This is a genomic window from Peribacillus sp. GL_122 (assembly GCF_057835005.1).
On the sequence record NZ_CM174415.1, the window covers coordinates 4,743,552 to 4,756,465 of the forward strand.

The window sequence follows — 12,914 nt, forward strand, 5'->3', positions numbered from 1 at the left end:
TAACACCGATAATCCAAGAACATGGAACCTCCATTTAACATTTAGGACATACGCCTTCAAATAGCATAGGGAACATTAGAAGGCAGTGGTTGGTTCAATCCCGGTATGATCATTCAAAAAAAAAAGCCTATAAATACCAAGGCTTTTTCAATAGAAGGAAATCACTGATTCTTTATATAGAAACGTGTCACCATCCTCAGGTAGACATTTAACAAGGTTATCGTCATAGAAGTTCCTGACAGATGAAAGCTATGCAGTAATTGAATTTTTTTAACATCCTTTGGTCGCCTTTGAAATAGAACGCTTTTTTTTCAATCTTCCTATCACTAACAATAACACCGGGAGCAGAAAACAAATGGTTAAGGAAAATGGCGTCCATGCTTTTAAAGTAAAGTTTCGACTATTTACTGTATTTGGATGCGAAATGATGGAGAAGGCAAGAATGATAAATGCTAATGGGAAGTGAAGAATTTTGTGATTTTTTAATCCAAGTACTTGAGCTAACCCCAGAGACAGTCCATAATAACAAATCGTTAGCTTGAAATACACGGAAAGAATCCAAATGACGGCTACAATGACTTCAATACGTTCCAAAAAATTACCCACACTCAACCTCTTTCCTAATCTATAAGAAGGATAGTTTTGCAGTGCTGTTATATCAATACCCAATACGAGGATACTGAAAATAATCACCAAGAATAGAACGATGCCTCCTAATAATGCTCCCCGATAAAAGTTTTTTTTCATTTCATCCTTTTCATTTACAAATGGCATGATCATTAAAAGGAAAACGAGCTGTACATACGGGAGCGCTAAAATGTGATATGAGCCCTTAATAATTGGTTTCATGCCGTCGTCGTAAATAGGCTGTATATGTTCTAATTTGATCTCAGGGATAAGAAGTAAAAATAACATGAAAAGCATAAAAACTATCCAAGGGAAAAAGATTGATGCAGTTCGGCTGATGACCTCTAATCCTAAGCTTACACCGATTATGCTTGTCAATAAAAAAAGAACCATAATCATTTCGATAGGAGTTCCAACCAAAATTTGTGTCGTGGAAAAACTCCCTATTTCATACAATAAAGCAGACAAAAGGTATAAAATATAAAAAAGAAAGAGCAGTGCCGAGATTTTCCCAACCCATTTCCCCAATATTTCTTCATTAACTTCGACGTAAGTTTTAGATGGATAAATAGAGGCTAATTTATTATATAAGAATACAAAACACAAACTGATGAGCGTAGTTATGATATAGGAAATCCAGGCATCCTGCTTTGCTAACGTGACAAGTAGAGCAGGAACATTAAGTATCGAACCTCCTATCGTAAATATGATGACCAATATAAGAAATTCCCCGGAGCTAATTTTTCCTTTCTCGAGCATGATCAGTCCCCCCCTAAGACAGAATCCGTTCCATGAAAGATGTGAAGGGATCATAAAATATTGTTATCCAGTCTAAGGGATTAGGAATGGTAATATTTTTGATTAATAAAATACTCAACGTCATGCCAACTAAAAGCAATAGAACATAAATGGAGATTTCCCTCCAGCATTTATTTTTAATAAGTTGAGGTAATTCGAAATATGAAATAACAGCTCCAGTAAACACTGTTCCAATCATTGCCCACATTGATTTTACTCCTCAGGTTATTATCTTTACTTTATCGGTCACATTCACTTCCAAATCTCGAATTGCTGTTCCCGCAGCCAGTTAGAACTATAGTAGGTAAGATGAATGCTACGGTTATGGTTTCACCTTGGATGCAAATATATCCATTTAAATAAAATAATTTGTAATGAAATAAAGGGCATGTTTTGAAAAAAGATTAATCAAAACAAGCCCTTCTTACATTTAATAGAATTGCCCTAACTGCGCTCTCGAAATTACCTTTGGGGGATCCGAAAAGGTTAGTCATACCCCGGTATCATTTCTGAAACAGCAGTTGTCATTTTTGGAACCCACCACAACCAAAAATAGTTTATTGTGAAACGAGGAGAGTAAACAAGTTATTTCATTTTAGGAACAAGTATGAGGTATGAATATGGAATTGAAAAATCAAATCATTTATATCAGTAAAAAAGTATTGAACAGTATTAAGAATTTCAAATTCAATTTTGAGACTATTTTTTTTATCTTTGATAAAGAGCTAAATGTTTTATACTCAAAGAGTAATTTTGAAAAAAAAGATTTAAGTAAATTGATTATTAATGATTCTGTTGAAAATAACGCATTTGTTTTAAGTTCATTGCAAAATACTACTGTAAAAACTAAAAATCAAATCTTCGGGAAGGATTTTAGTGTTATATCTTCCCCGATTCATGAAATTAAAAATAAGGAATTGCAAGGTTATGTAGGTATAATCACAACGGATGATAGTGAAAATTTCAAAATGATTTCTGAAATGCTGGCCATTCAAATCTCCTACGAGTTACATGTGCATCGAGAGAAACTATTAATTGAAGAAATAATAAAAACAGACACATCATCTTTAATTACCAGGGACTATCAACATGCAGTTGAATTGCGAATCATAAAGAATATAACTCAAGGTCTCAGAGATAAAGAAATAGCTGACAATCTGCATATAAGTGTTTCTACAGTTCGTAATTATATAAATAAACTGTTTGAAGAATTGGATTTAACCTCCAGATCACAATTAATCTGCTTATACTATGAAAATAAATTGTATGACATTCTTAATGAAATAAAGATAAAAAACGACTATTTAGAGGAATTATGATAAGAAGATTCAGATTTTTTTATTCACTAGGGTTCATTTCATTGATACTCCAATTGGCTTCTTGAATCTACACACAAATAACAATTAAATCAAAATTTCATCCCATTTCTTTTCTGCGAAATGGGATTTTTTATGTTTACTCGAAATATGCTAGGTGTTAAAAAGGATAAAGCTTATATTATGTTAAAATTTAAAGGAATGGTAGTAAATTTGTGCTTGATAAAAAGGTAATCATTATTCAATGAAGGTAGAACAATGGCTGATGATATGCCTTTTGTTTATGGGAATAGGGCTTCACAGCACATAGATATAAATGATATTGTGGACTGACTTTCAGTTCAGGAAATTTCAAGAGAAATTTTAAAAGAATAAAGTAAATAAGATGGAGGAGATTAATGTGTTGGTAGTTACCACAGAAAAAATTGAAGGTTACAAAATTGTAGAAGTGAAAGGACCCGCCTTTGGACTAATTGTAAGAAGCAGAGGGATTGGCGGCGATATCATGGCAGGGTTAAAATCCTTAGTAGGTGGAGAAATCAAGCAATATACAGCTATGCTTGAAGATTCAAGAAAAGAAGCTATGGACCGTATGATTAAAAATGCCAATCAAATGGGAGCAAACGCAATTGTAATGATGAGATATGATTCTGGGGAAATCGGTAAAAATATGAGTGAAATTGTTGCATATGGAACTGCCGTTATTGTGGAGGCAATATAATGAAATTCATCATAGGGTACTATATATTACAAATTGTTATAGTTATCTTATGCATTCTACTTGGATACTTTATCTATGATAAACGGTTCAAACGTAATCACGGTGTAAAAGTTCCTGATGGATTTCATTCGACAGATGAAATAAATATAGACCCTGTGACTGGAGAAAAAACAAGGGTGTATTATAATCCTGATACGGGTGAACGCTTTTATAAAAAAGAAAAATGATTATAAAAAGCCACGTTTTTGTATGAAACGTGGCTTTTTATTGTTTTTTATTTAAGCGATTTGATCTCAGTTTTTACCCATGAATGTTGATTTAACGGGATTCATCTATTAATTCAGCATTAAGTTTTTAGCAAACTTCTGCGAAACAATAATGGACATGATGATGAAGTATCATTTGATTCGGTTTCAAGGGATTTTAATAACAAAGTTATTTTTGCATTACAGGCTTATAGTGCCCGGGGATGCTTTTAGCTGAAATGGCCAATCTGTTCCAGCCGTTGATCGTGATGATGATGGTAATGAGATCGATATATTGTTTTTCATCAAAATGAAGGCGGACCCGCTCATACAGTTCATCAGGTACACCGTTTGCAGAAATGGCCGTGACCGCTTCCGTCAATTCCAGCGCTGCCCTTTCCGGTTCAGAATAGAATGGTGATTCACGCCAAGCACTCAAGCAGTAGATTCTTTGTTCCGTTTCACCCATTGCCCGGGCATCCTTTGTATGCATATCCAAGCAGTACGCACAGCCATTGATTTGAGAAGCGCGAATTTTAATCAATTCGATTAATTTGCTATCGATTCCCGTTGTTTTCTTGTATTCCTCCAATTCCATCATTAATTTGACCACTTCCCGATTTGTCTTCATGTAGTTAATGCGTTGTTCCATGTCTATCTCCTCCATTAAATCTTTTTGGTTCCACTTATAAGACAAAATAGGGGTTTGATTTGTGACATACAAAAAAGAGAGCCCGTTATGAGCCCTCAGTCTACCCTATTAAGGAACAGGAATATGATTTAATTTATCGGGATTGGTAACAATAAAGATTTTTCGGATATTTTTTTGTTTTGAATCCAATTCAAAGCAGATGACTTTGACGGGCTTTCCTTCTTTCATTTGCAAGATTCCTTCCTGACCATTGACCATCACCGGAAGAAGTTCTCCTATGAAACCTCCTTTTGCAGAAACTCCTTTAAGAAAGGAGGATACGCGCTGTTTGTTTACAATCGGATTTAATGCAGAAAGCACTTTTCCTCCGCCGTCAGTAACAAGGACAACATCTTCTGTAAGGATTTCCAAAAACTCCTCAAAGTTTCCTGTCGTAGATGCTTTTATGAATTTTTTTGCCAAAAGATCGACATGTTTCGTATCCTCCGGATGGACTGGCAGATCATTCTGTAATTTCCGCTTAGCCCGGCTGTAGATCTTTCTGCAGTTCACTTCATTCTTTTCCAGCATTTCGGCAATATCTTCATAGCTGTAAGCGAATGCTTCTCTAAGCACGAAAACCGCTCTTTCAACAGGTGAAAGCTGTTCCAGCAAAACGAGGAAGGCATATGCAACCGTTTCATCCGTTACAACCTTATCTAAAGGCTGCTCTGTTTCGTTTACCCGAGGTTCAGGCAGCCAAGGTCCTGTGTAAACCTCTCTTCGCTTACGGGCTGAATTTAAAAAGTTCAGACAGCGATTTGTCGTCATTTTCGCAAGATATGCTTTCATGTCCTTAATTTGTTCGGTATCAAGCTTAAGCTGCAGGAATAAATCATGGACGATATCTTCTGCGTCGGTAACCGTTCCAAGCATCCGGTATGCGATGGAAAAAAGAAAAGGTTGATATGTCTTATATAATGTATCCAACTCCACTTGCTTCACCTATTTTCTATCAAATTCGTTTTTTGAGCTGTATGACCCTTTCCATAACTATTCTCTAAACCAATCATTTATCCTTCTTCACCCGGTTTAAAGAAGACAATCTACAACTTAAAAAGAACAGCCAAAGAGCTGCTCCCAGACTGTAGACAAAATCGATAATTATTCCCAATTTCGGATACTCATTTATCAAGGTGCTTCATACCATACGATATCATCAAACATTTTTACAACCCGCGGTATGAAGCCTTCTTCATAATCTTCCGGGTATTGAACTATCGCATAGTAAACGCGGTCGCCATGTTGAAAAACCGACACTGTACCCAATATTGAATAATTACTGCCCTTCTGACTAATGTCAAATTCGACCTCAGACCAATCAAATCGGTTAGGCGCATTATCAGATCGCTGTTCAATCTCAAAGTCGTTGCTTATCACAACTTCCCTCGCAAACTCTGCCTGTTCTTCTATTGTCGCATTCGTACCCTCACTTTTGGAAAATATCTGAACTTTGGCATCCTCATTTCTCTTGCCTGCAAAATTCGCAAAAACAATCATTGCATCTCCTTCACCAGAACTAGCCTCTTCAACAACCATGTCATCCACGATGTAGGTTGAGAATCCCAATGCCTGACTATGATGAAGCGTGAATTGGAATGATTCTTCCATACCTTCTAATATGATCATATCCGTTTTCGTATTTGGCCGATCTTTTGTCGGATCATCGACCGATTCACCTGGAGGATCTTCATCTTGCCCGTCGGTTTGCTTAGGATTATCATTTGGCTTTTCTGAAATTGGTGGAGATTCCTTATTTCCCTCCTGGACTCCTTTACAAGCACTAAGTCCTGTTACCAAAAAAACGGTTGCCAAAATCAACAATATCTTTTTCATTGGAACCCTCTTTTCATGTGTTTTAACAAATTATTATACGGCTCCATATGTAAAAAAGTTACTCTATGCTTCAAGGAAAAACTACCCTTAAGTTAATAAGTATCAATTCACAATAAGGCATTATTTAATATCTCTTTTTTCTATAACAAAGACGACGCTTTCCAGTTCAGGAAAAGCGCCCGATAAAGGAACAATCAATATATGCAAAGTTAGTTGATTTCATTTGCATTGCCCAATAAGGTAGTGAACACAATTGAGGTCTCAATTAGGGAAGATTATTTCCGGCAAGCCCGTATTAATGTCGATGGCTTACGGATGAGTGAAGCGTTAACTGTTGAAAACGATGTATTAGAACAATTTTTTGATGTTGAACATGTTTTTGATTCCACACGACCAACAGCTAAATTACTTATTCCTTAAGGTGTAACTGTGCAATTCAAATTTAGGGATGGAAAAGGAATCCTTTGATGCGTCATATCTTTATTCAACTAAACTACTCGATAGATAGTTTGAATAAGGAGTACTTTTTAAAACCAATTTGAATGTATGATAATGTAAAGAATCGCACGTTCAAAAGGCCGCCAATTGGCGGCCTTCATAACTTCCCTTGCCTTATATATACTAATTGAAAAATAAATGTTTATGTATCGTTTACGGTTAAGATCCAATGCTCTGTTCTACTGCAGTATCCCAACTAGGAAAATAATACAATGCATTTTTCATTAACTCCGGATCTGACTTCTTTACCTCTTTCTTTCGAGGTGGCTTCCCTTCTTTTTTTACTAATTCAGAAATTTGATTCACGACTTCTTCAACACTCATATTTACTTCCATCTTTGTTCCCTCCTTCTTGTTATTATTTATATATTTTCCCAATTGATGAAAAGTAATACAATTTTTCTTTAGCTAAACAACCAGTTTAGTTTAAGAAGGGTATTTTTTTCTCTAATTTGAATGTATGATAATTGAAATGAACGTACAGACAAAAAGCCAACGAAATCGTTGGCTTTTTGTCTAAATAATTCACAAATGCTTTTCCAAGTTAGCGTTAGATTCACCTATGGTTAATGCTAAATACTTTCTAGAGGTAACAAGATTAGTAAACCAAACATAAGGAAACCGAAGCAATAATAAATACCACTGCTATGCTATACCGCTGGCCCAGTATCCCCATATTTTTTTATTTTATTATAGGGATACCGGTTATTTTCTTTAGTGCGCTCTTTATTTTTAAAATTTTTAGTAACTCAAAAGATGTAAAAAATTCATACAAATCAACGACACAAGAAATAGACTCCTTTAAGCCCCTAATAGTTTCGCAGCCTAATAATCGGTTTCAGTTATCCTCCATCATTCTATGTAAAGAATATGCTGCTCCCCTTCCTTCATATTAGCTCAGGAGTGTATCCAAGATTTTGCTTAAATCGGTTGTCATGATGAACTTCAATGGTTTGTAAGAAGCTTCGCATGGAGTTTGTCATATAGGCATCTTTACGGTGAATGAAGACAGTCGAGATATTGCCGTATTCTTCCGGAATTGCATGCACGTGCACTTTTTCAGTGGCTGTAAGGTGATTTACCGCTGATTGTGGTACGAGGGTAATGCCAAGGCCGAGTGTCACGCTGGTTAAGATCGTTTCCAATACATTGAACTCCATGATCCTTTTGGGCATCACTTCTTCTTCTTTCAGCCATTGTTCCAGTTTAGAGCGATAGCCACAACCCTGACTGAATACTAAAAATGGTTCTGTTATAATTTCTTCAAGGTTAAATGTTTCATTTCTTGTAACTAAAACAAGTTGTTCTGTACACACATCGTATGGCTGAATGAGCGGATGTTTAATCGGTCCTGTAACAAAAGCGCCATCCAGCCTATGTTCGATAACATCTTTAATTAAATCCTCGGTTATCCCCGCCTTTATGGATAAATCGACATTTGGATACTGTTTATAATAAGAGGCAAGAATCTTGGGAAGATCGCTGACCGTTTCAACTGTACCGATGTTCAATATCCCTGTAGGTGTTTCACTATCCAGGAATACTTGCTTGAGTTCTTCCACATCAAGCAAAATTTTGTTTACATACTCAAGCATTTTTCTAGCCTCTGCAGTTAAAGACATACCACGTTTATGTCGATTGAATAAAGGCGTCCGTAACTCCTGCTCTAAATGCTTAATCCTAGCCGTTACATTGGATTGGACGTAATTCAATTCAACAGCCGCCTTACTTACGCTGCCATATTTAGCGACACACTGGAATATTTGCAAATCCCGCATTTCCATAAAAGTGCCCCCCCTTTTTCAACTATCATTAATAATGATGATTATATTCATTTTAAGTCATTTTACATGATAATGACTTTATCATAAGGTGTGTATAGGAATTTAATCAATCATTATTTTTGAGGGGAAGCTTTTATGAAAAAAAATCAAGTTTTAATCGGTGCACTTTTATGTTTGACAGCCAGCATTTCTTGGGGAGCGATGTTTCCAGTTGCAGAAAGGGCCTTAATGTATATTGATCCTTTTTATTTCTCTTTTTTGCGATATTTAGCTGTTAGCGTAATTTTAGGGATATTGCTTTTAATTAAAGAGGGGAAGAAGTCTTTTAGCCTGGAAGGGAAAGGAAAGAAATTATTGTTTTTTGGAACGATGGCGTTCACTGTATACAACTTTCTCATTTTCGCAGGTCAAGACTTACTGGGCCATAACGGGGTAATTGTTGCTTCCATCATGGAATCATTAATGCCTATGATTTCAATTATGATAATGTGGGTTTTCAAAAATGCAAGACCCATGAAATATACCATCGCCAGTATGCTCCTTGCCTTAATAGGGGCCATTCTTGTCATTACCAATGGAAACTTATCATTCCTATTTTTATTGAAAGACAGCATCATTCCTATCCTTTTCATTCTTATTGGGGTTATAGGATGGGTTATATATACGATGGGCGGCAACCAGTTTAGTGGATGGTCAACACTCCGCTATTCGACTTTAACGTGCATTTTAGGAACATCTGTATCAGGAATCATAACATTCTTTGCAACTGTACTGGGCCTGTCCGTGCCTACAGCAGAGGTTATGCAATCCATTTATGGCGAAATGATTTTCATGATTATTTTCCCCGGTGCCATTGCCCTATTAAGCTGGAATTTAGGCATTAAACTTTTAACGCCGATCAATGGAATCCTATTCATCAATTTAGTTCCAATAACCACGTTGGTCATCGTTTTTATCCAAGGAAAATCACTATCATCATTCGAATTACTGGGAACTTTTTTAGTGATATATGCATTGATTCAAAACAATTATTATCAAAGAAAAAACTCGCCTTCCCAAGTTGAAGAATTGAATCCAAGGAAAGTAAAAAGAATCGCTTAATTATAAAGGTACAAAACATCAATTGGGAGGACAACAATGGATTACTTGACGCTTATGCTAATCTTTGGATTAGCTGTACTGTGGGAATTGGCCACGATTAATAAGAATGTGAAAAAGATGAATGAGCAAAATGCAGAATTAATTAATCTCTATCATGATAGAAGTAAAAGAATTAAGTAAAATAGACTTTTGGCGATACAACGCAAAAAAGCCTGTCATTTAGATAGGCTTTTTTTGTACGATTAACCAGAACGACGTCATCATCTATGAATCCTTTTTCTTATAAACGATTGCATATCCACAGTTCGCTTACCTTCGCTCCGCGGCCGCGAGCAAATAGAAAAGAGCATGCGTTGAAAAATGATTGATCAAAACATGCCCTTTTTATGGCTAATGCGTAAGCACTTCATAAGCCTTATCAATTAACAATTCACTATTTTTGATTTTTTATGATAGTTCTTTTTGACATTTTACCATTATAAATTTAAATGGAGGTTTGTTTTCCATATTCTTATGCGGCTCGACAATTTCCGAAGATTCTATCAATCCATATTTCCCAAATTCTTGTTTTATCGAATCGGAATCATAAAAAAACATTTTTACCCCTTCCATTATCTCGAAATAGTCTTTATCTAGTTGTTTGCCCTTTCCAAACATCGGCGCTTCTTTTGAAATAGTAGTAAAAATCATATAACCGTTTGGCTTTAACTGATTATAGCAATCTTTAATAAACTTTTCTCTCTCACGATTATTCAATAAGTGAATAAGTGCATAACAAAATATACCATCATAAAGTTTGTTATCAAAAGGCATATCGGTTACTGAACCATGAAAAATACTAATATTAAGCCCATTTTGCCTTGCCAAATCAATCGCTGTTTTTGAAATCTCAATACCTGTTATATTTATTCCATTATCAATAAAAACCTTTGCGTTTCTGCCATATCCAATACCAGGAATCAAAATATCCTCAACTTTATTCTCAAGGAAAAAGTCCTTTGTCAAGATTGCGGAGTCTGAAGGTTCAAATCCCCACATCATTTGATTTTCTATAAAACTTGATTCCCAGAATTCTGTCATACCTCAATCTCCTTTACAAATATTAGCTCTTTTTCTTTGGAATACTTTGTTGCTATTCACCAAATAATGCGGTGTGGTTGATTTCCCCTCCATTGCTCGCTTTCCGCGGGGCGGGCGGTGAGCCTCCTCGGCGTGAACGCCTGTGGGGTCTCACCTGTCCCGCTGCTCCCGCAGGAGTCTCGCACTTCCGCTCCAATCAACCTTAAATAGTTTCGTTTTAAAAACAACAATCTTTACGAAAAGATCTTTTTCTTTTGAAAAATACTCTTATGCAATCAAGGATTTTATGCCTCCAAAAGAAATGCAGCTTCAACTAAATCCATGATGACTCCAGCCGCCGCTTTATTGCCCTCCGCCGCCGCAATCACCAGCTGAGAAGGCGTGCTGAGTGATGTATCTCCGCATGCATATACTCCTTCAAGCGTTGTTCGTCCAAATGAATCCACTTTAATCCCGCCGTTTGGAGTGATCTCGCAGCCGAGCTGTTCCGCAAAAGGAGCAGACTGCACCAATTCTGTGACCACAATCCCTGCCTCCCTTTTGATTTCCTGTCCGTTTTGCAGCCGGATCGATGTCAGCTTCCCTCCTTTCGATTTAAGACTTTCAATCTTTTCTTCCACGACTGTTACGTGCTGCCTAGCAAAGATATCCTTCTCCTCATCAAGCACCTGATAGCCATTTGTAAACACAATTACATCACCGCTCCAGTTTGACAGCAGTTTTCCCATATGAAAAGCCCGTTCATTTTCTGCAATCACCGCCAATGCTTGGCCCCGCATTTCCCAGCCATCACAAAACGGACAGCTGAAAACACTCGTTCCGTATACATTCTGTATGCCTGGAATCTCCGGCAAAACATCCCGAAGACCTGTTGCGAGAAGCACTTTTTTCGCCATGTAATCCGTTCCGCCTTTCGTTTGAATTCGGAACACACCACTGGATTTTTCAATAATCTCCACCCGCTCCTCCTTAATGGAGACGGACGGATATTTTTGGACATCCGTTCTTGCCCGCTTCTTGAACTCTGACGGCTTTACCCCATCCTGTGTGATAAATCCGTGCGACTCCTGCGTCACCCGGTTACGGGGTTTATCCTCATCAAACAAAATTGTTTTCCGTCCAGCACGCCCCATGACCAATGCGGCATTCAGTCCTGCAGGTCCTCCACCAACAATTACACAATCCAACACATAAAACACTCCTTCTTTATAAAATCTATTAAAGACCCTTAATGTCCTTAATTTGTGTAAAAAAATTTATTTTTCTTTTTTTGTTTCCTGACGCTGCTCCGCAATGCTTTGAATCGTTCGTCCAGCCAGTTCTTTCTTCATGTTGCCTTCCGCCTCGATCATCACGCGCTCAATTAAACACTCGCTTTCTTCATGGTCAAACGCACAGTTGAAAAGCACCGACTGTCCCTCCACCGCTTCAATAACATCCAGAAACGAAATGTCCTGCGCGCGGCGTGAAATACTGTAGCCGCCTTTTGCCCCTGGCACTGATTCAATTAATCCAGCCTTCACAAGCTTCGTCAAAATCTTCGACAAGTACGTCGGGGACAAATCCTGCATGTACGCCAGCTGATCCACGCTTACCGCCTGACCTTTTGGTTCCATTGTTAAATGCACCATTGTATGTAGTGCATAATTGGTTGCCTTTGAATACTTCATTGATGCACCTCATAATTAAAACTATTACAGACTTTTAATATCCGTAATTGATTGTAACTCAAGCTACGAAAAACCGCAAACTTTTTTCACCTCACCTAACGATGATCATACTGCCGAAATCTTTTCTTGAAATAATTTGACTGGTAACGATCCACACGAGAAAGTAACGACGACAACGCTCCCTCTAAACAGGGGCCGTATCATTTCTGAAATTGTACTGGTCATTTTTGGAACCCACCGACTAAAAAAATAGTTTATTTTGGAAACAAGGATTAGCAAACTGTAATTTTCATTCTAGGTATTTGGGTGTTTAACCTTAACGGAGTAATCGGCTTTGCTTTGATTGGATAGATTTTTATTAAATTCAAAGGATGATTGATTAATAATGAAAAAATCAAAAAAATTTATTGTCCTATTTATCTGGGTAGTATTATTTTTATATTTCTTTGATATGTATATGCCCAAAGGTATTTATTACTTTGTTGTAGGAATTCCAGTACTTTTTCTAAGTGCAATTTTTATTTTAAAGATGTTTGATCATTCCAAA

Annotated in this window: 14 protein-coding genes; 5 read left to right on the forward strand and 9 right to left on the reverse strand. The window is 36.9% G+C overall.

Annotation, left to right across the window (positions count from 1 at the left end):
- Positions 1 to 270 precede the first annotated feature (270 nt).
- The gene (locus AC3ISB_RS22980) at positions 271 to 1,386 is read right to left on the reverse strand and encodes a GerAB/ArcD/ProY family transporter (protein WP_489274505.1); all 1,116 of its coding nucleotides are present in this window, start codon (positions 1,384 to 1,386) and stop codon (positions 271 to 273) included.
- 659 nt (positions 1,387 to 2,045) lie between these two features.
- Here AC3ISB_RS22980 and AC3ISB_RS22985 point away from each other — a divergent pair.
- From AC3ISB_RS22985 to AC3ISB_RS22995, 3 genes are all read left to right on the forward strand, one after another.
- A complete protein-coding gene (locus AC3ISB_RS22985; RefSeq protein ID WP_430099702.1) occupies positions 2,046 to 2,744 on the forward strand; it encodes a response regulator transcription factor in 699 nt (232 codons plus the stop codon).
- Between the two features lie 397 nt (positions 2,745 to 3,141).
- Entirely contained in the window at positions 3,142 to 3,462 is a 321-nt protein-coding gene (locus tag AC3ISB_RS22990) for a YbjQ family protein (RefSeq protein ID WP_098373447.1), read from the forward strand.
- Entirely contained in the window at positions 3,462 to 3,689 is a 228-nt protein-coding gene (locus AC3ISB_RS22995) for a hypothetical protein (protein WP_489274507.1), read from the forward strand. The genes AC3ISB_RS22990 and AC3ISB_RS22995 overlap by 1 nt, the downstream gene beginning before the upstream one ends.
- Positions 3,690 to 3,897: 208 nt before the next feature.
- On the opposite strand, the gene AC3ISB_RS23000 is transcribed toward AC3ISB_RS22995, so the two are convergent.
- The 5 genes from AC3ISB_RS23000 to AC3ISB_RS23020 form a co-directional block, all read right to left on the reverse strand.
- Complete coding sequence (locus tag AC3ISB_RS23000) at positions 3,898 to 4,359, reverse strand: carboxymuconolactone decarboxylase family protein (protein WP_489274509.1); 462 nt, start codon at positions 4,357 to 4,359, stop codon at positions 3,898 to 3,900.
- Positions 4,360 to 4,467: 108 nt separating this feature from the next.
- The gene (locus AC3ISB_RS23005) at positions 4,468 to 5,334 is read right to left on the reverse strand and encodes an RNA polymerase sigma-70 factor (protein WP_489274511.1); all 867 of its coding nucleotides are present in this window, start codon (positions 5,332 to 5,334) and stop codon (positions 4,468 to 4,470) included.
- Between the two features lie 195 nt (positions 5,335 to 5,529).
- The gene (locus AC3ISB_RS23010; RefSeq protein ID WP_480339590.1) at positions 5,530 to 6,234 is read right to left on the reverse strand and encodes a hypothetical protein; all 705 of its coding nucleotides are present in this window, start codon (positions 6,232 to 6,234) and stop codon (positions 5,530 to 5,532) included.
- Positions 6,235 to 6,891: 657 nt separating this feature from the next.
- Positions 6,892 to 7,068 (reverse strand): hypothetical protein, encoded by a 177-nt coding sequence (locus AC3ISB_RS23015; RefSeq protein WP_179086174.1) that lies wholly within the window; start codon positions 7,066 to 7,068, stop codon positions 6,892 to 6,894.
- 551 nt (positions 7,069 to 7,619) lie between these two features.
- Positions 7,620 to 8,516, reverse strand: coding sequence for a LysR family transcriptional regulator (locus AC3ISB_RS23020; RefSeq protein ID WP_141994103.1), 897 nt, complete (start codon positions 8,514 to 8,516; stop codon positions 7,620 to 7,622).
- Positions 8,517 to 8,651: 135 nt separating this feature from the next.
- Here AC3ISB_RS23020 and AC3ISB_RS23025 point away from each other — a divergent pair, with 135 nt between their 5' ends.
- Both AC3ISB_RS23025 and AC3ISB_RS23030 read left to right on the forward strand, forming a co-directional pair.
- Positions 8,652 to 9,617, forward strand: a complete 966-nt coding sequence (locus AC3ISB_RS23025; RefSeq protein ID WP_489274514.1) for a DMT family transporter — start codon at positions 8,652 to 8,654, stop codon at positions 9,615 to 9,617.
- Positions 9,618 to 9,653: 36 nt separating this feature from the next.
- Positions 9,654 to 9,797 carry a hypothetical protein gene (locus tag AC3ISB_RS23030; protein WP_377407248.1) on the forward strand — a complete coding sequence of 48 codons (144 nt, stop codon included), beginning with the start codon at positions 9,654 to 9,656 and terminating at the stop codon, positions 9,795 to 9,797.
- A 267-nt stretch (positions 9,798 to 10,064) separates the two neighbouring features.
- Here the strand turns inward: AC3ISB_RS23030 and AC3ISB_RS23035 are convergent, their stop codons facing one another.
- The 3 genes from AC3ISB_RS23035 to AC3ISB_RS23045 form a co-directional block, all read right to left on the reverse strand.
- On the reverse strand, positions 10,065 to 10,697 hold the full coding sequence (locus AC3ISB_RS23035; protein ID WP_489274516.1) for a class I SAM-dependent methyltransferase: 633 nt from the start codon (positions 10,695 to 10,697) through the stop codon (positions 10,065 to 10,067).
- Between the two features lie 284 nt (positions 10,698 to 10,981).
- Complete coding sequence (locus AC3ISB_RS23040) at positions 10,982 to 11,887, reverse strand: NAD(P)/FAD-dependent oxidoreductase (RefSeq protein ID WP_489274518.1); 906 nt, start codon at positions 11,885 to 11,887, stop codon at positions 10,982 to 10,984.
- Positions 11,888 to 11,953: 66 nt separating this feature from the next.
- Positions 11,954 to 12,367: an Rrf2 family transcriptional regulator gene (locus AC3ISB_RS23045; protein ID WP_098373435.1), complete on the reverse strand. Its 414-nt coding sequence runs from the start codon at positions 12,365 to 12,367 to the stop codon at positions 11,954 to 11,956.
- Between the last annotated feature and the right edge of the window lie 547 nt (positions 12,368 to 12,914).

Excerpts from the sequence above, each read along its gene's own strand:
- AC3ISB_RS22980 (WP_489274505.1), bottom strand. The coding sequence starts at position 1,386 with ATGCTCGAGAAAGGAAAAATTAGCTCCGGGGAATTTCTTATATTGGTC.
- AC3ISB_RS22995 (WP_489274507.1), top strand. The coding sequence starts at position 3,462 with ATGAAATTCATCATAGGGTACTATATATTACAAATTGTTATAGTTATC.
- AC3ISB_RS23020 (WP_141994103.1), bottom strand. The coding sequence starts at position 8,516 with ATGGAAATGCGGGATTTGCAAATATTCCAGTGTGTCGCTAAATATGGC.
- AC3ISB_RS23030 (WP_377407248.1), top strand. The coding sequence starts at position 9,654 with ATGGATTACTTGACGCTTATGCTAATCTTTGGATTAGCTGTACTGTGG.
- AC3ISB_RS23045 (WP_098373435.1), bottom strand. The coding sequence starts at position 12,367 with ATGAAGTATTCAAAGGCAACCAATTATGCACTACATACAATGGTGCAT.
- AC3ISB_RS23015 (WP_179086174.1), bottom strand. The coding sequence starts at position 7,068 with ATGGAAGTAAATATGAGTGTTGAAGAAGTCGTGAATCAAATTTCTGAA.
- AC3ISB_RS23000 (WP_489274509.1), bottom strand. The coding sequence starts at position 4,359 with ATGGAACAACGCATTAACTACATGAAGACAAATCGGGAAGTGGTCAAA.
- AC3ISB_RS23010 (WP_480339590.1), bottom strand. The coding sequence starts at position 6,234 with ATGAAAAAGATATTGTTGATTTTGGCAACCGTTTTTTTGGTAACAGGA.
- AC3ISB_RS23025 (WP_489274514.1), top strand. The coding sequence starts at position 8,652 with ATGAAAAAAAATCAAGTTTTAATCGGTGCACTTTTATGTTTGACAGCC.
- AC3ISB_RS23035 (WP_489274516.1), bottom strand. The coding sequence starts at position 10,697 with ATGACAGAATTCTGGGAATCAAGTTTTATAGAAAATCAAATGATGTGG.
- AC3ISB_RS22985 (WP_430099702.1), top strand. The coding sequence starts at position 2,046 with ATGGAATTGAAAAATCAAATCATTTATATCAGTAAAAAAGTATTGAAC.